This is a genomic window from Acinetobacter faecalis, assembly GCF_034187745.1.
GTDB lineage: Bacteria > Pseudomonadota > Gammaproteobacteria > Pseudomonadales > Moraxellaceae > Acinetobacter > Acinetobacter faecalis.
Map to the genome: position 1 here is coordinate 206,336 of NZ_JAXHPF010000004.1, position 16,665 is coordinate 223,000.

Annotated in this window: 15 protein-coding genes; 6 read left to right on the plus strand and 9 right to left on the minus strand. The window is 37.3% G+C overall.

All coding sequences use genetic code 11. The features are described from left to right. Positions 1-199: 199 nt before the first annotated feature. The 5 genes from tolA to SKM54_RS06160 all read right to left on the minus strand — a co-directional run bounded on the left by tolA (position 200) and on the right by SKM54_RS06160 (position 3,699). The gene (gene tolA, locus SKM54_RS06140) at positions 200-1,324 is read right to left on the minus strand and encodes a cell envelope integrity protein TolA (RefSeq protein ID WP_321094714.1); all 1,125 of its coding nucleotides are present in this window, start codon (positions 1,322-1,324) and stop codon (positions 200-202) included. Positions 1,325-1,327: 3 nt separating this feature from the next. Next, positions 1,328-1,780: a protein TolR gene (gene tolR, locus SKM54_RS06145; RefSeq protein ID WP_154772752.1), complete on the minus strand. Its 453-nt coding sequence runs from the start codon at positions 1,778-1,780 to the stop codon at positions 1,328-1,330. Then, complete coding sequence (gene tolQ / locus SKM54_RS06150; protein WP_154772753.1) at positions 1,780-2,478, minus strand: protein TolQ; 699 nt, start codon at positions 2,476-2,478, stop codon at positions 1,780-1,782. The genes tolR and tolQ overlap by 1 nt, the downstream gene beginning before the upstream one ends. A 26-nt stretch (positions 2,479-2,504) precedes the next feature. Beyond that, positions 2,505-2,912: a tol-pal system-associated acyl-CoA thioesterase gene (ybgC, locus tag SKM54_RS06155; protein ID WP_154772754.1), complete on the minus strand. Its 408-nt coding sequence runs from the start codon at positions 2,910-2,912 to the stop codon at positions 2,505-2,507. A 400-nt stretch (positions 2,913-3,312) separates the two neighbouring features. After that, on the minus strand, positions 3,313-3,699 hold the full coding sequence (locus tag SKM54_RS06160) for a hypothetical protein (protein WP_321094716.1): 387 nt from the start codon (positions 3,697-3,699) through the stop codon (positions 3,313-3,315). 292 nt (positions 3,700-3,991) lie between these two features. Between SKM54_RS06160 and SKM54_RS06165 the strand changes: the two genes are divergently transcribed. Further along, the gene (locus SKM54_RS06165; RefSeq protein ID WP_321094718.1) at positions 3,992-4,624 is read left to right on the plus strand and encodes a hypothetical protein; all 633 of its coding nucleotides are present in this window, start codon (positions 3,992-3,994) and stop codon (positions 4,622-4,624) included. 12 nt (positions 4,625-4,636) lie between these two features. Here SKM54_RS06165 and ruvB read toward each other — a convergent pair whose 3' ends face one another. The 3 genes from ruvB to SKM54_RS06180 form a co-directional block, all read right to left on the minus strand. Next, positions 4,637-5,644 (minus strand): Holliday junction branch migration DNA helicase RuvB, encoded by a 1,008-nt coding sequence (ruvB, locus tag SKM54_RS06170; RefSeq protein WP_321094720.1) that lies wholly within the window; start codon positions 5,642-5,644, stop codon positions 4,637-4,639. Positions 5,645-5,672: 28 nt separating this feature from the next. Next, a complete protein-coding gene (ruvA, locus tag SKM54_RS06175) occupies positions 5,673-6,275 on the minus strand; it encodes a Holliday junction branch migration protein RuvA (RefSeq protein WP_321094722.1) in 603 nt (200 codons plus the stop codon). 124 nt (positions 6,276-6,399) lie between these two features. Beyond that, positions 6,400-7,740 (minus strand): deoxyguanosinetriphosphate triphosphohydrolase, encoded by a 1,341-nt coding sequence (locus SKM54_RS06180; RefSeq protein ID WP_321094724.1) that lies wholly within the window; start codon positions 7,738-7,740, stop codon positions 6,400-6,402. A 188-nt stretch (positions 7,741-7,928) separates the two neighbouring features. Between SKM54_RS06180 and SKM54_RS06185 the strand changes: the two genes are divergently transcribed. The 3 genes from SKM54_RS06185 (at position 7,929) to SKM54_RS06195 (ending at position 13,450) form a co-directional block, all read left to right on the plus strand. After that, complete coding sequence (locus SKM54_RS06185) at positions 7,929-8,951, plus strand: M20/M25/M40 family metallo-hydrolase (RefSeq protein WP_321094726.1); 1,023 nt, start codon at positions 7,929-7,931, stop codon at positions 8,949-8,951. Between the two features lie 313 nt (positions 8,952-9,264). Next, positions 9,265-13,101 carry a phosphoribosylformylglycinamidine synthase gene (purL, locus tag SKM54_RS06190; RefSeq protein WP_321094728.1) on the plus strand — a complete coding sequence of 1,279 codons (3,837 nt, stop codon included), beginning with the start codon at positions 9,265-9,267 and terminating at the stop codon, positions 13,099-13,101. Positions 13,102-13,321: 220 nt separating this feature from the next. Continuing rightward, on the plus strand, positions 13,322-13,450 hold the full coding sequence (locus tag SKM54_RS06195) for a KGW motif small protein (RefSeq protein WP_266095563.1): 129 nt from the start codon (positions 13,322-13,324) through the stop codon (positions 13,448-13,450). Between the two features lie 103 nt (positions 13,451-13,553). Here the strand turns inward: SKM54_RS06195 and SKM54_RS06200 are convergent, their stop codons facing one another. After that, positions 13,554-15,296, minus strand: a complete 1,743-nt coding sequence (locus SKM54_RS06200) for an FAD-dependent oxidoreductase (RefSeq protein ID WP_154772761.1) — start codon at positions 15,294-15,296, stop codon at positions 13,554-13,556. Positions 15,297-15,449: 153 nt separating this feature from the next. Between SKM54_RS06200 and SKM54_RS06205 the strand changes: the two genes are divergently transcribed. Then, positions 15,450-16,328 (plus strand): LysR family transcriptional regulator, encoded by an 879-nt coding sequence (locus tag SKM54_RS06205; protein WP_154772762.1) that lies wholly within the window; start codon positions 15,450-15,452, stop codon positions 16,326-16,328. A 20-nt stretch (positions 16,329-16,348) separates the two neighbouring features. Then, positions 16,349-16,663 carry an NGG1p interacting factor NIF3 gene (locus SKM54_RS06210; RefSeq protein ID WP_321094813.1) on the plus strand — a complete coding sequence of 105 codons (315 nt, stop codon included), beginning with the start codon at positions 16,349-16,351 and terminating at the stop codon, positions 16,661-16,663. Positions 16,664-16,665 lie beyond the last annotated feature (2 nt).

Genomic DNA, 16,665 nt, shown 5'->3' on the forward strand with positions numbered 1-16,665 from the left:
ATTCGTTATTAACTCAAATCAAATGGTTTATTTTGTTTGTTCTACATAATGGCACGATTTCATTTTATTTAAAGTACATGATTATTAAGAACTGTTAAAAGTGTATGAAAACGTCTGAAAAATTAGCAAAAAATAATAAATATTTATGTAATAAAGCCATAGTTCAACTCTATGGCTTTATTTAATGTGAATTAAGACACTATTTAGATGTAAAATTTGAGGTAAATGATCTTGCCTCACGTCGTGCATCTGGGTCTGAAGGCATTGGATATGGCGCAGCAGAACGCACCGCAGCTTCAATACTCGCTTTCATGTCTGGGTCAGACGCATTTACAACAACCGATAGTACCGCACCGCCATTACTTAACGTGACACGTGCAGATGCTTTTTCACCAGCAGAATTTGAAGGTCTTATCCAAGCTCGTGTAATTCTATCGGTAAATTCTTTTATCGCAGATGATGCAATACGTTTTGCTTCAGCCTTTTTAGTTGCTGCTTCTTCAGCGGCTTTTTTTGCAGCTGACGCTTTGGCATCTGCGTCGACTTTGGCTTTCGCATCAGCAGCAGCTTTCGCCTTAGCATCAGCGTCGGCTTTGGCTTTTGCATCGGCAGCAGCTTTCGCCTTAGCATCATTTGCAGCTTTGGCTTTTGCATCGGCAGCCGCTTTCGCCTTAGCATCATTCGCAGCTTTGGCTTTTGCATCCGCAGCGGCTTTAGCTTTAGCGTCATTTGCTGCTTTAGCTTTAGCATCGGCAGCCGCTTTCGCCTTAGCATCATTTGCAGCTTTGGCTTTTGCATCGGCAGCCGCTTTCGCCTTAGCATCATTTGCAGCTTTGGCTTTTGCATCGGCAGCCGCTTTCGCCTTAGCATCATTCGCAGCTTTGGCTTTTGCATCGGCAGCAGCTTTAGCTTTAGCATCATTTTCTGCTTTGGCTTTTGCATCCGCAGCGGCTTTAGCTTTAGCGTCATTTGCAGCTTTAAGTTTTGCATCGGCAGCCGCTTTTTCTTCAGCTTTTTGTAATTCTTGTTTGGCTTTTTGAGTATCTACTGGTGGTGCAGTTGGTATAACAGGAGCATTAACACTTGGTTCAGCTGTCTGGGTAATTTCTTCTTTTAGATTGGTATGCGCAGTTTCTTCAAACTCGGTTACTTCACGAGTTAAATCTTCAGGCTTTATTAAAACAGTTTTGATTTGCTTTGGTGGTTCAGGTGCTTTGCTCATGCCCAAATAAAGCAAGCCTACAATTGCAATAACATGCACACCTAGTGTGAAGCCTATTGCAATTGAATTCTGTTTGAAAGGAGGCTTGTTGAAATCTTTCATAAATTATTTTAAAGGCTCTGTAAGTAAACCTACCTGAGTAAGACCTGCTTCTTGAAGACTGTTCATCAGTGACATTACTTCACCGTATGAACGTGTTTTTTCACCTTCAATCACCACATTAAGTTCTTTATTTTCAGTTTTTGCTGTTTGTTGTGCATCACTTAAAATAGCGGTAAGTTCTGCTAGTGCTAATGGTTGATCTGCTTTTTGATCTTTATATTGTAAGAAATATTGACCATCTTTATCTAAGCTGACAATAGCAGGCGCATCTTTAGATTCCATGGGCGTGCTATTTGCCTCTGGTAAATCGACTTTAATACCGCTTGTGATCATTGGTGCTGTCACCATAAAAATAACTAAAAGTACCAGCATAACGTCAATATATGGCACGACGTTCATGTCACTTTTTAGTGGTTTTTTGATACGCTCGAAACGTCCTGAACGTTGAATCGCCATTATTTTTGATCCTGATTTGAATCTAAAGATTGACGTTGTAATAGAGCAATCATTTCTTCAGCAAATAAAGCACGATCTGAATAAATAGATTCGCCTTTTGCTGTGAAATGGTTAAATGCTAGTACAGCAGGAATTGCGGCAAAAAGACCAATTGCTGTTGCAATAAGAGCTTCTGCAATACCAGGAGCTACAGTCGCAAGTGTCACTTGATCTACATCTGCAAGACCAATAAAGGCATTCATAATGCCCCAAACTGTACCAAATAAACCAATATAAGGTGCAACAGAGCCAATACTCGCAAGCGTACCAATACCTTGTTCTAAATGACCTTGGTCACGGCTTAAGCCTACACGTAAAATACGTTCTGTGCCTTCAATGGTTTGGTTTTGAGATGCATTGCGTTTTTTAAGTTTAAGGAACTCACCTAAACCTTGATAAAAGATATCTTCTAAGCCAACACGTTTAGAGTTGAGCTGAGCATTGTTATAAAGCGTATTTAACTCTGCACCAGACCAAAAGATTTTTTGAAAATGATCATCTTCAGCTTGGGCTTTTTTATAGCTCATATGTAATTTGGCAATTAAGTACCAGCTAAATAAAGATGCTAAAAGAAGCATAAGCATAATTATTTGTACAACTGGACTTGCTTGGAGAATTAAATCAGAAACGTGCAGGGTAGATTCTATTTGTGTTGCCATAATTACATTGAGCCAATTAATTTTTTTTAGTCTTGTTCCAATTCTTTTAGAATTAGTTCACGAATTTCTTCTGGTAGGCGAGTTGGTCGCATATCTGCATTAATACATGCCAATTCTACCTCACCAGATGCAAGCATAATTTCACCACGATAAATATTCTGTTGCAACACAAAAGATGAAGCTTTACAAGAAACAACACTTGCAGTGACTGTAATTAAATCATCCATAAGAATTGGGCGTGAATATTTTAAGCTAATTTTGTGCACAACAAAGTTGTAATCTTTTTGGTGCCAATAATGATCTACACCAGAAGCACGAAGCCATTCTGTACGAGTACGTTCCATAAAGCGAATATGATTTGCGTGGTAAACAATGCCACCAGCATCAGTATCTTCAATATACACACGAATGTTGAATTCGAATTTATTCGCCATTTTGGTATTCCACTTATTTATTTCAAATTGTATAGAGGGGCTTTTACTTCAAATTTTAACTTAATCTATTACGAAAATATTTGATAAAAGCCGTGTTTTGCAGGCTGAGAATTTTATCATAATGGCTTTTTTGTCCTATGGCACAAGGTTTCAAACTTGCACTATTCCTTAAAGGACTATTTCAGTTGAGTTAGACATATTTAAAAGATTCAAAATTTTATGATTTTAATTTTTATTATGATGATGTTTCACGTTCAATTTTTTATTCTAAAGTATACATAGACATTTAAATGGATAAAAAATCCATTAAATAGGAGAGTAATTCACCTTAGGTATTCAAATTTTATTCATAGAAGCTATGTGAAAACCTATTTTACTAAAAAAGGAATCAGTGTCTAATTTATACAAGTTGGCACTGAAGTGGATGCGCTTGGTTTTCACCTTGAAGATATAAGCTATTAGTGTTGTGGTTTACGCCCAATGTATATTCTGCGTTTGGATTGTTTTGAGTTGTCCAACCAAACTGTTTAATTGTATATAAAGCTTTGTGAGATTTTTTTTGAGAAACAGCGTGACCATTCCAGCATTTATTTTGAGTGCATACTTTTACTTTTGAATGGTCTTGAATAGAAACTTTGAAAGAAGAATCTAAAACAGCGCCTGAATGACAAGTTTTATTTTTGCATTTAACTTCATTAATGGTGTTTTTACATTGCCAAGATGATGTATTCGCCCAAAGTAATGTGGGGAAAATACTGACACAAATTACAGTAATTATATTTTTCATAACCGTATCCTATTTTTATTTGAATGCAGTAAGTCATTCATTTTTACTTATTGTTTACTTTGTTCGTTTATTTGTATTTTAGTTTTACTTGCTTTGTGTTTATGATTTTAAGTGTGATTTGAAGCACACTATAGAGAATACCTTTAGATTAAAAAATGATCAAATTGTTTTTTGTAACAAGTCTGAATTATTTTAGGTTTTTGGAAGAATACAGATTTAGTTGTTGTAGGTGATTGATTTTGTTTGTTTGGTTTTGTAGTTTGGCTGTGGGGAAAATAATTTAGAGATAAAAGTGACACAACAAAATACGCAAGCGGTGATTTTACAACAGCCGAATGATCAAAAATTAGTGGTTAAAATCGAACAAGATCCTGATTGGATTTCGATAGGAGCATTGTTTGTTTCATTCCTGGCATTTGTAGTAACTATTTATGTTGTAAAAAAATCTAGTGAAAGTCAGATTAAAAGTAATATTGAGCTTATAAAGAGTCAGGAAAAACTTAGAACATTAGAATTATTTGTTTTACAAAATAAAGTATGGATTGATGAAGTAATTAAAATTAAAGATGAGTTAGATTATTTGATAAATACTTGGAGTGCTACTCTAGTTTTATTAAATTGTAGAGTTAAAAAACATGGAGAAGTTGTTTCTAAAGATATCTTTAAGGAATCAAATGATCAAATTGAAATTATTTTAAAATCTTTAATTAAAATTGAGTCATTAATAATTTATCTAGATATACATGATGATGAATACAGTGAGCTATTTAAAGATTTAAAAGAAAAGATCTTATCTATTATAAATGCATTTAATGAACAGACAGACTGTGAATCGTTAGGGCGTGATTTTTTTAAATTAAATATGAGTTTAATGAATAAGCTTAATCAGGATTTAAAGAAAGTTTTTATTAAGAAAGCAGCCTAAGCTGCTTTTTTATTATTTCTCTTTCGGTTCTGGTGGTGTTAAACCAAACTGTAAATACGCCATATTTGTTGCAATACGACCACGTGCAGTACGCATGACATAACCTTGCTGAATTAAATAAGGCTCAATCACATCTTCAAGCGTACCTGAATCTTCCGCCATAGCTGCAGCTAAAGCTTCAACACCCGCAGGGCCACCATCAAAACGCTCTAGCAACATACTTAAATAACGACGGTCTAAAGTATCTAAACCATCTTTATCTACTTTTAGCATATCTAAAGCAAGTTGCGCCATTTCTTGCGTTACTTCGCCTGTACCTTTTACTTGTGCGTAATCACGAACACGACGTAATAAACGGTTTGCAATACGAGGTGTACCACGCGCACGACGGGCAATTTCTTTTGCACCATCGTCAGTCATTGGCACATCCATCAAGTTTGCAGAACGAGAAACAATGTGTGTTAAATCTTCAACTGAATAAAACTCTAAACGCTGAACAATACCAAAACGGTCACGAAGCGGAGAGGTGAGTAAGCCTGCTCGCGTGGTTGCAGCTACTAAAGTAAATGGCGGTAAATCTAATTTAATAGAACGTGCAGCAGGACCTTCACCAATCATAATGTCGAGTTGGTAATCTTCCATTGCAGGGTAAAGAATTTCTTCAATTACAGGCGAAAGACGGTGAATTTCATCAATAAATAAAACATCACCTTCTTCTAAGTTGGTCAGCATGGCTGCCAAATCGCCTGCACGTTCAAGAACAGGGCCAGAAGTAGACTTTAAGTTACCCCCCATTTCACGGGCAATAATATTGGCAAGAGTGGTTTTACCTAAACCCGGTGGACCAAAAATAAGCGTGTGATCGAGTGCCTCACCACGTCCACGTGCTGCGCCAATGAAAATTTCCATTTGTTCGCGCACAACGGGTTGACCAATATAGTCATCGAGTGAGGTTGGTCGAATGGCACGATCAAAATGATCTTCAGGTTTTTCAGAGCCACTAATAATACGGTCTTGCATATATTCTGAATCTTCTCTAATCGGCTAATTATCTATTCATTGATTTTAATGCAGCACGGATAATTTCGCCTGCTTCTGTGTAATCACCTTTAACAGCATTAATCAGCTTTTGTGCTTCAAGTGGTTTATAACCTAAAGATTGTAATGCGGCTTCAGCTTCTGCAACAGCAGAATTACCTGTAAATTGAATTTGTTCTACGGTTGAGTTAGTTGGCTGATTATTTGTAGACATCGCTTTAAAGCGGTCACGTAATTCAATCATTAAACGTTCAGCGGTTTTTTTACCTACACCCGGAACTTTCACAAGTGTGTTTATATCTTCATGTTCAACCGTGTGAATGAGCATTTCTACACTTAAAGTAGATAAAATTGCGAGTGCCATTTTAGGACCAACGCCATTTACTTTAAGTAATGTACGGAAAATGGTTTTTTCACGTGCATCTAAAAAGCCATAAAGAAGTTGAGCATCTTCACGAACAGTTAAATGCGTCCAAATTGTAGCTTTTTGACCTTTCTGTAATTGGCAAAATGTAGAAAGTGGTGTGTCAATTTCATAACCAATTCCATTTACATTCAGTACAACTGTTGGTGCTTCTAATGCTAAAACTTCACCAATTAAACATCCGATCATCTTTGTTTTCACTTATTTGTAGATTGCTCAATAGTAGAGGTGATTGCTTTTAAAGGCAAAAGTTCCTACTTGTTATTTGCAGATATTCTATCCAAACACGGTTAGGTTTAGAGAATTTCTGTTTTTACATTAAACCTACTTTATTACCTTGTAGCTCTTGGGCTAGGTTATAAGCTTGATGATCTGAAAATTTCGAAATTAAATCGAGCACTTGCATAATATTGTCATAGTGATCATCTGAAAAATGAGTGCCTGCACGCGCCAATATAGTAAACAACCTTTGTTCTTTAAAACTGAGTGTTTTATTTGGCGTAGTTAGAGGAATAAATGCATCTAAAATATGTTGCAAACTTTGGTGTGCAATAATTTCTAAACCTGCTTTTTGTGGATGTTCAAAAATTTTATTTCGCGCCAAGTCTTTTGCTCGATTAATTCCATCTTCAATATCTGGTGAACAATATTGCAATAAACTTCCTGTAAGCTGACCAGCTAAAATTTCACCATGTTTTCGTGCAAAAGCGGTACTTACTTCTTCTACAAGACGCTTCATTACACGACCACGTAAAGCCGCAATTTTTTGTTGCCATGTAGTAGTGCTCATTGCAAGTTCTTCAGGTGTTCCATATTCACCAATTAAGTCTAGGAAAATAGGTTCAACTTCTTCATAAGTCAGCATATTTAAAATAATGCCGTCTTCTAGGTCAATTAAGGCATAGCAAATATCATCTGCAGCTTCTAATAAATAGGTGAGTGGATGACGGCAATAGTGATATTCACCCAATTGAATTAAGCCAAGCTGTTCTGCAATTTGTGCCAATATTTCTTTTTCAGATTGATAGCAACCAAATTTGGCGCGTTTACTTGCAGGAATATTTCCTTGAGATGTAATGGTTTTAGACAGCCATGGATATTTTAAATAAGCACCTAGAGTTGCGTAGGTTAAACGCATGCCACCATCATTGGGGTGATAGTCAATTTTAGTGAGTAGGCGTAAACCTTGTGCATTGCCTTCAAATTGACGAACATCGGCTTCTTGTTCGGGGCTTAAATCTTTTAAGAAATCTGTATGAGATGCATCATCAAACCATTCACGAATGGCATATTCACCTGCATGTCCAAAAGGTGGGTTGCCAATATCATGTGCTAAACAGGCTGCTTGAATAATTGCACCTACATCGGCAGGGCTAATCCAAGGTGGAAGTTCATCTTTTATTTTTTCTGCTGCAAGCATACCCAATGAGCGCCCAATACAAGACACTTCTAAAGAATGCGTTAAGCGTGTGTGAATACCATCGTGCTGAGTGAGTGGGTGTACTTGAGTTTTTCTATTGAGTTGTCTAAAACTTTGCGAAAATATAATGCGGTCATAGTCTTTATGAAAAGGGCTTCGTGCTTGTTCTGTACTTTGTTTTTTGCTACCTAAACGAACTGTTGAAAGTAGGTCTAACCATCTCATTTGAGTCATTGATCGTTATTCGCTCTTGTCTTGCTGATCATCATGCCAAAAAACATACTAAAGCTCTAGAGGTAAACGACATAGCTTGTCTTATTTATTTAAAATTTAGAGCTTGGGATAATTACAAAACTGAACAGCTACAGTGGCTGAATAAAACTAAGATAAACTAAAGATAAATAACCTAAAGAGCCTATTTCATGTTTGTGCCTAAAATTCTAACTGCATGTGTTTTATCTTCAATGTTTGTACTCGGGGGATGTCAATCTATTCAATTGAATCAAGCTAAAACACCAATTGTTGAATCTGCTTCTGTTCAATTAAGTGCTGCCAATATGATGCAGCATTTACAAGCTTTTGAAAAAATTGCAAAAGACAATGGTGGGAACCGTGCTGTAGGTACAAAAGGTGGTTTGGCTTCTGCAAAATATATTATAGATGAAGCTAAAAAAGCAGGTTTACAGGCGCAAATGCTGCCATTTGAAAACCGCGAAAAAGTTGTAGGTCAAAATATTTTTGTAGAAATTGCAGGTCAAACCAATGAGTCAGTGGTATTAATTGGTGCACATTATGATTCTGTAAAAGTGGGACCTGGTATTAACGATAATGCTTCGGGTGTTGCTTTACTTTTAGATTTAATGCATCAGCTAAAAGCAGAAAAAACCAAGCCTAAACATACTATTGTCTTGGCATTTTGGGACTCTGAAGAAACAGGTATTGCAGGTTCACAAGATTACGTGAAAAAGTTGAGCCCAGAACAACTTAAAGGCATTAAGGCGTATATTAATGTAGATATGGTAGGCACAAAAAATCCTGATGTCATGATTGCAGATGCAACTAAGTCTTCTGTAGATGATATGGAAAAAATGCTGAAAGAACGAGGTATGGCAGAAAGTGATTACAAACCACTTTTAGATGGTATGCGCAGTGTTCCAACACATGCAGGTGATATTGCTCTAGAAAATATGTTATCGGCATTTTTTAAAGATAAAGAAGTAACATTGAAAAAAGATGTATCTACTTTAACAGCAAGTGATACTGCACCATTTTTAGGTAAAGTACCTGTTACCTCTATTATTATGTTCAATGAAAAAATGAATGGTGACGAATTAGAATTTGCGCCGTGTTATCACAAAGCATGTGACACAATTGAACAGGTCGATCCAAAATCTTTACAGCTTGCAGGTGATGCAGTTGTGTATTTATTAAAAAATATTCAATAAATCATCTATTTTAAAGAAAGTTTTACGCACTGTTTTCGCTTTGAAGAGAAATCAAAATTCTTACGAAGAATTAAATAATGTGTAGAACTTCCTTTAGAATTATTTAGATACAAGCTTTTTGTTGAGTAAAATCAAAGGACATTCAAAAATTTTATTTGAAAACTAAGAAATTCTTTGAATTTGTTGCAAAATTTCACCTGATAAATATCTATTAGCATCTAGCCGATTTAGCCAATACACAGTAGAATATGCGCTCTCTTCAAGTCACATTGTGGCAAGGTTCAAAAGACCTGCCCGTGGAGCCAAAATCAGCATGTTTATCGTGGCCGGTGCATCAGCACACTCTTCTTTTAAGAAAACGCAACTATTAACACGTCTATCTTCAATTAGTTCTGTTCAATCTATAGAAAGCCAATGGGTTTATCTATTTGACCAAGCGCTGAATGAGCAACAACAGCAATCTGCTTTACAGCTACTAAACGATGGTCAATCTTTTGAACTACGCCAAGCTGCAAGTGATGAAGTTCAAATATTAGTTACACCGCGCGTGGGTACAATTTCTCCGTGGTCTTCTAAAGCGACTGATATTTTTGCCAACTGTAATACGCCAATACACCGCCTTGAACGCGGTGTTTTGTTTACTTTGAAAGGTCTAAAAGACGTTTCTAAAGACGTAATTTTGGCATTACATGATCGCATGACAGAAAGTGTATTCAATAAAATTGAAGATGCTGCTGCATTATTCTCTGAAACTGAACCAAAACCTTTAAACTCAATTGATATTTTGGGTGAAGGTAAAGCAGCTTTAGTTAAAGCAAACTCTGAGTTTGGTTTTGCACTTTCAGATGAAGAAATTGATTATTTAACTGACGCTTTCATTAAAATGGGTCGTAACCCGCATGACATCGAATTGATGATGTTTGCGCAGGCGAACTCTGAGCATTGCCGTCACAAAATCTTTGGTTCTGAATGGACAATTGATGGTGAAAAACAGCCATTATCATTGTTCCAGATGATTAAGAACACTTATAAAGAATCTCCAACAGATGTATTGTCGGCATATAAAGACAACGCTTCTGTAATTGTGGGCTTCGATACTCAGCGTTTCTATCCAAAATTAGATGCTGAATCTGGTCAACATGTTTATAAGTATAAGAGCCAAGCTGCTCATATTCTTATGAAAGTAGAAACACATAACCATCCTACTGCAATTGCACCATTTGCTGGTGCTGCGACAGGTTCGGGCGGTGAAATCCGTGATGAAGGCGCAACAGGTCGTGGTGGTAAGCCAAAAGCTGGTTTAACAGGCTTTACGGTTTCTAACTTAAATATTCCTGGTTTTGAACAACCATGGGAAGAAAACTACGGCAAACCATCTCGTATGGCTTCTCCACTTCAGATCATGATTGATGGTCCTTTAGGTGGTGCAGCATTTAACAACGAATTTGGTCGTCCTGCGTTAAATGGTTACTTCCGTACATTCGAACAAAATGTAAATGGCGATGTAAAAGGCTTCCATAAGCCAATTATGATTGCTGGTGGTTACGGTAACATCCGTCCTGATCATGTAGAAAAAGATGCAATTCAACCAGGCGATTTGTTAATCGTTCTTGGTGGTCCTGCAATGCTGATCGGTTTAGGCGGTGGTGCAGCTTCTTCTGTAGATAGCGGTAAATTGGGTGAAAACCTAGACTTCGCTTCTGTACAACGTGAAAACCCAGAAATGGAACGTCGTTGTCAAGAAGTGATTGATACTTGCTGGCGCATGGAAGATTACAACCCAATCGTGTCTGTGCATGATGTAGGTGCGGGCGGTGTATCAAATGCAATGCCTGAACTTGTAAATGACCATGAATTAGGTGCTGTACTTGATCTTCGTAAGATTCCATCTTTAGAACCTGGCATGTCTCCAATGGAGATTTGGTCAAACGAAGCACAAGAACGTTATGTACTTGCAATTCGTCCATCATCACTTGAATTGTTTGAATCTATTTGTGAACGTGAGCGTTGCCCGTTTGCAGTATTGGGTGAAGCAACAGAAGCACGTCACTTAACAGTTGAAGATCCATTATTTGGTAATAAAGCTGTAGATATGCCTATGCAAGTTATGCTTGGTGGTACACCTCGCATGAGCCGTTCATACGAAACAATTGAACGTAAAGGCGATGACTTTGATGCTGCTAAAGTTACTGATCTTAAAGATGCGATTTACCGCGTTATCAAGAACCCAACAGTTGCATCTAAATCGTTCTTAATCACCATTGGTGACCGTTCTATTACAGGTATGGTTGCACGTGATCAGTTTGTTGGTAAGTGGCAAGTTCCTGTAGCAGACGCTGCTGTTACAACAACAAGCTTAGTGGGTTACACAGGTGAAGCAATGGCAATGGGCGAACGTCCACCAGTTGCATTGTTAAATCCTGCTGCATCTGCTCGTTTATCTGTGGCTGAATCAATCTCTAACATTATGTGTTCTAAGATTGACCAAATTAGCGACATTAAATTGTCTGCGAACTGGATGGCTGCAGCAGGTCAACCGGGTGAAGACCAAGCATTATTCGAAGGCGTAAAAGCCATTGGTATGGAAATGTGTCCTGCTTTGGGTATCGCAATTCCTGTAGGTAAAGATTCTTTATCTATGCGTACCACTTGGAATGATGAAGGCGAAGATAAATCTGTAACATCTCCTATGACAGGTGTAATTACATCATTTGCACCTGTAACAGATGTTCGTAAAACATTAACACCTGAACTTAAAGATATTGAATCTGTACTTGTACGTATCGATTTATCTAAAGGTCAGTTCCGTTTAGGCGGTTCGATTTTAGCTCAAGTTTATAAAGCAATTGGTTCTGTAACTCCAGACGTAGATAGCTTTGACGATTTCAAAGCATTCTTTGCATTGGTGCAAGACTGGAACAACCGTGGTTTGATTAAGGCTTACCATGACATTGGTGATGGTGGTTTAGTTGCGACTGTTGCAGAAATGATGTTTGCTTCACGCTTAGGTGTAGCGCTTGAAGATCAATCAGTTGCATCATTATTTGCAGAAGAAATTGGTGCGGTATTACAAATTTCTAAAGCAGATTGGGCAGCATTAGAAGCAGAAGTTGCAGCCTCTACATTGAAAGATGCCATTGCAGTTGTAGGTACTGTAAACAATACAGATACGTTAACTGTGAATGGTTTAAGCCTTGACCGTGCAGATTTACAAGTTGCTTGGACTGAAGTGTCTTACCAAATCCAACGTTTACGTGACAACGTAAAAACTGCGGAAGAAGAATTTGCTTTAATTACAGATAAATCTCACGCAGGTTTAATTGCAAAACCTACATTTGATTTGAACGAAGAAATTGAAGCACCGTATATCAATTCACGCCGTCCAAACATGATGATTTTACGTGAACAAGGCGTAAACGGTCATGTAGAAATGGCTGCTGCATTCGATAAAGTGGGCTTCAGCACTGTTGACGTTCACATGAGCGACTTACTTGCAGGTCGTATTAGCCTAGATGATTTCGAAGGATTAGTAGCTTGTGGTGGTTTCTCTTACGGTGACGTATTGGGTGCAGGCGGTGGTTGGGCTAAATCTGTATTGTTCAACCCTAAACTTCGTGATCAATTCGAGAATTTCTTCAACCGTGACGAAACGTTCTCTTTAGGTATTTGTAACGGCTGTCAAATGTTGTCACAACTTGCACCACTCATTCCGGGTGCAGATAACTGGCCACGTTTCCACCGCAACGAATCTGAAATGTTTGAAGCTCGTGCTGTAAACGTTCGCGTTGAAAAATCGAATTCAGTATTGTTACAAGGTATGGAAGGTTCGATTTTACCAATCGCTGTTGCACATGGTGAAGGTCGTGTGGTTGCACCTGAATCTAGCATTGCTGCATTAAATGCTGGTAATCAAGTGATCTTGCGTTATGTAGATAGCCAAGGTAACCCAACTCAACATTACCCAATGAACCCGAACGGTTCTCCTGAAGCGATTTCAGGTGTGACATCTACAGATGGTCGTGCAACGATTATGATGCCTCATCCAGAACGTAACTTCCGTGCAGTTCAGCACTCTTGGAAACCTGAAGATTGGGATCAAGATGGTGCTTGGTTACGTATGTTCCGTAATGCACGTAAGTTTATTGGCTAATTTTAATTAAGTTTTTAAAAAGCCACCTTCGGGTGGCTTTTTTTATTTTGTTTCAATTTAAATTTCTTTTTTAATTCTCCCACTGGACTTGGTTTAGATTTTGCTTTTATATGATAGTGAATAAGTATTTGTGTAATTTATGCACATTTTAGTCGCAACATAAAAGAAAGATGGATAATTAAACAATTTCAGTATCAACACTCAGGTATGAGGTGATGTCATGACGAAAACTTTTAAAATTATGGATAATAAGGCTGAGTTTAAGCAAAAAGGTTGGAAATTATTCGGAGCTGTTATTGTTATTCAGACCGTATTACTAAGTGCAAGTTATATATTGAATAGTTTCTAAACTTGGTTGTTAGTTATTATTGAGCAATCATTTTCTTGTTATAGATAGTCTATTTTATTTTTGTAAAACTCAAGACCACCTTTAGGTGGTCTTGAGTTTTTATTTAAATTTCAAGTTGAATTTGTTTCAAAATAGCTTTTAAGGTATTTTCATAATCAAAAGCATTGTTGGTACTATCTTGATAACGCCAAGCGACATAACCATCTGGACGTACTAATACAGCACCCGATTCATGAACTTCAGATTTTGTATTCCAAGTACCATATACATCACGGTAATTTCGTGAACCAATTTGAATGACATCTAAATATGGTAAATTCAATGCTTCAACTGCTTGTTTCCAACCTTTGCCTGAAAGGCCAGTCAGTAAAGTAAAACGTCCATGACCTGTAATATCTAAAGTCGATAGTTTATTTCCATTGGAATCAATTAACCATGTATGAGGTACTTTGGCACCCGGACGTGTTGTTGCTTGTAAGTATAATTGTTCATCTTTTTCAAAGATTTCAGGTTGTGATTCATTAATGATGGCACTTGAACTATAACGTTGGTTTAGTTCAACACCTTGAGCATTAAACTCAAAGTTTTTAATTTCTAGAGCTTTATACAGTTTTTGACGAATTTCTGCACCTTGTTCATTTTCAGCAAAAATACGTTCCATCATCTGTGCTTGGGTGGTAACGCCTTGATCAAAGCCAAAAACTTCTTTTAAATGCTTATAATCAAAACGTGACTGGTTAGCACGCGCTACAATTTGTTTACCTACAGGTGCACGCTCATCCGTATAAGAATCTAATAATGATGTTTGAGCCCACCCTTTAAGAGCATAAGCCAATTTCCAACCTAAGTTAAATGCATCTTGCATACAGGTATTTGAACCTAAACCACTTGATGGTGGATGACGGTGTACGGCATCACCACCACAAAATACTCGACCTTTTGAGTACTCTGTCGCCCAAGTTTGGTTTACATACCAATAAGATAACTTTTGTATTTCTACATCTTGTATTTCTGCACCAACAAAAGCATTAAGACGTGCACGAACTTGTTCCTCTGTAACTTGTGGTTCACCTTTTGAAATATCGAAACCCCAACCCATAATCCATTCATTCCAAGGGGTGATAGCACGTAGTAAGCCCATGCCAAGATCACCAAAGCTCGCTTCAGGATTGACTATCCATTGCAAAATGGCAGGTCGATTTTTTACATACTGCGACAAATCAGCTTTAAACGTCACATATACTGTACCTGCACGTGCCATCACACCTTCAAGCGGGAGTTCAAGCTGTTCAAGCACTTTAGAGCGCGCACCATCCATCCCCACTAAATATTTTGCACGTAAATGAAATTCAGTGTTGGTAATGTGATTTAAAAATGTGGCTGTAACCCCATGTTCATCTTGCTCATGGGATAGATATTCAGTATTAAAGTTAAAAATTGCACCACGTTCACCTGCATTTTTAACCAATAATGCTTCCATTTTAGGTTGTATCAAATCCACTAATGGACAAGGACTTCCTTTAATATAATCGCCGTGACGCTCATCACCTGTGCCCCAAGCACTCATACGTGCAATTTCTTCACCAACTAAACTTGTGGTGATTAAGCTTTCACCCATTTGATCCCAAGGAGTGGCAATTTCTTTGACTTGTTCTTCAATACCTAAATCTCGTAAAACTTCCATCGCACGTTGATTGGTAATATGTGCGCGTGGACTATTAGCTAGCCAACTAAATTGGGTAAATAATTGAACTTTAATGCCATAATTGGCTAAGGCTAAACCTAAGGTTGCACCTGCAGGACCTGTACCAATAATTAGTACATCTGTGTCGTAATGTTGGGGCATCCTAAACTCCTCATTTATAGTAAAAGCACATTTGAAATTGTGCTCAGTTTAGGGAAATGTACTTTAGAGTTGTATGTGTATTGATTTAAACTATACATGCATTGGTATTTTGACTGCATGTTTAAATCATATAGTTATTTGGGAGAGTTAGGCATGGAGTTGCGACATTTACGCTATTTTATGATGGTGGCTCAAGAGCAGAGCTTTACCAAAGCAGCAGCAAAATTATTTACCGCTCAACCTTCGTTAAGTCAGCAAATTAAAGATTTAGAACAAGAAGTAGGTGTTCAATTATTTGAACGTTCAGCACGAAATGTTTTGCTGACCGATGAGGGACATGCATTTTTAACCTATGCTGAAGCAGCTTTAGAAAATGCAAAACAAGCAGTTGCTGCGGCTAGACAAGTTGCACAGGCAAAAAACAATCAAATTCATATTGGGTTTTTAAATGTGGCTGAATTAAAGGTAATGCCAAGTATTTTGCAGCAACTTAAACTGAATATGCCGAATTTAAAAATACATTTACATAGTTTGACTTGTACAGAGCAAATTCAAAAGCTGAAAAATGCAGAATTGGATGTAAGCTTTACACGATACGAATTAAAGCATGAAAATTTTGAAAATATTCAGGTGCTTAAAGAGCAAATTTATTTAGTAGGTGCATCGAGTCTGCATCCGTCTGATCGTGAGTTAAAATTACAAGAATTGAAAAATCATACCATTATTATGTGTGAACAAAATTCCTCTCCAGTTTTTTATGATGCATTGAATGCATTGATTGTTTTTGATCAGCTACGACACGATCAAATACTTTGGGTAACAAATGTGATGCAGCATTTAAACCTCATTAATATGGGAATGGGATTGAGTTTTGTTCCCGAATATTTATTGAAATTTTTAAATGATACTGTGAAAATTATTCCAACTGATATTTCTTTACCCCAATTGGGTTTATATGCTAGTTATTCACGGTCATCAAATAATGTTGCATTAAATATGCTTCATCGTGCCTTAACAAAAGTCGAAGAGTAAAAGGTGGTAAAGAAAATATGATGTTCAAACTGATTTATTTTGTTCCAGAATCTCACCTTGAATCTACCAAACTTGCTATTTTCGAAGCAGGGGCAGGTGGTTTAGGTAACTACGAACATTGTGCTTGGCAAGTGCTAGGAGCAGGGCAATTTAAACCCGTAAAATGTGCAAATCCGTTTATTGGTGAACTTAATAAGTTGGAACAATTACTTGAATGGCGAGTAGAAACCATTGTGCCTGAAGAAAAAGCATCTGCGGTAGCTAAGGCCCTAAAAGCAAGCCATCCCTACGAAGAGCCTGCCTTTGAATTTTTACAAATTATAGAAATAAATTAGTT

Bases quoted from the DNA above. Each gene is read 5' to 3' on its own strand.
- SKM54_RS06185 (WP_321094726.1), top strand. From the start codon at position 7,929: ATGTTTGTGCCTAAAATTCTAACTGCATGTGTTTTATCTTCAATGTTT.
- ruvA (WP_321094722.1), bottom strand. From the start codon at position 6,275: ATGATCGGATGTTTAATTGGTGAAGTTTTAGCATTAGAAGCACCAACA.
- tolR (WP_154772752.1), bottom strand. From the start codon at position 1,780: ATGGCGATTCAACGTTCAGGACGTTTCGAGCGTATCAAAAAACCACTA.
- SKM54_RS06200 (WP_154772761.1), bottom strand. From the start codon at position 15,296: ATGCCCCAACATTACGACACAGATGTACTAATTATTGGTACAGGTCCT.
- SKM54_RS06180 (WP_321094724.1), bottom strand. From the start codon at position 7,740: ATGACTCAAATGAGATGGTTAGACCTACTTTCAACAGTTCGTTTAGGT.
- SKM54_RS06160 (WP_321094716.1), bottom strand. From the start codon at position 3,699: ATGAAAAATATAATTACTGTAATTTGTGTCAGTATTTTCCCCACATTA.
- purL (WP_321094728.1), top strand. From the start codon at position 9,265: ATGTTTATCGTGGCCGGTGCATCAGCACACTCTTCTTTTAAGAAAACG.
- SKM54_RS06195 (WP_266095563.1), top strand. From the start codon at position 13,322: ATGACGAAAACTTTTAAAATTATGGATAATAAGGCTGAGTTTAAGCAA.
- tolA (WP_321094714.1), bottom strand. From the start codon at position 1,324: ATGAAAGATTTCAACAAGCCTCCTTTCAAACAGAATTCAATTGCAATA.
- ybgC (WP_154772754.1), bottom strand. From the start codon at position 2,912: ATGGCGAATAAATTCGAATTCAACATTCGTGTGTATATTGAAGATACT.
- tolQ (WP_154772753.1), bottom strand. From the start codon at position 2,478: ATGGCAACACAAATAGAATCTACCCTGCACGTTTCTGATTTAATTCTC.
- ruvB (WP_321094720.1), bottom strand. From the start codon at position 5,644: ATGCAAGACCGTATTATTAGTGGCTCTGAAAAACCTGAAGATCATTTT.
- SKM54_RS06205 (WP_154772762.1), top strand. From the start codon at position 15,450: ATGGAGTTGCGACATTTACGCTATTTTATGATGGTGGCTCAAGAGCAG.
- SKM54_RS06210 (WP_321094813.1), top strand. From the start codon at position 16,349: ATGTTCAAACTGATTTATTTTGTTCCAGAATCTCACCTTGAATCTACC.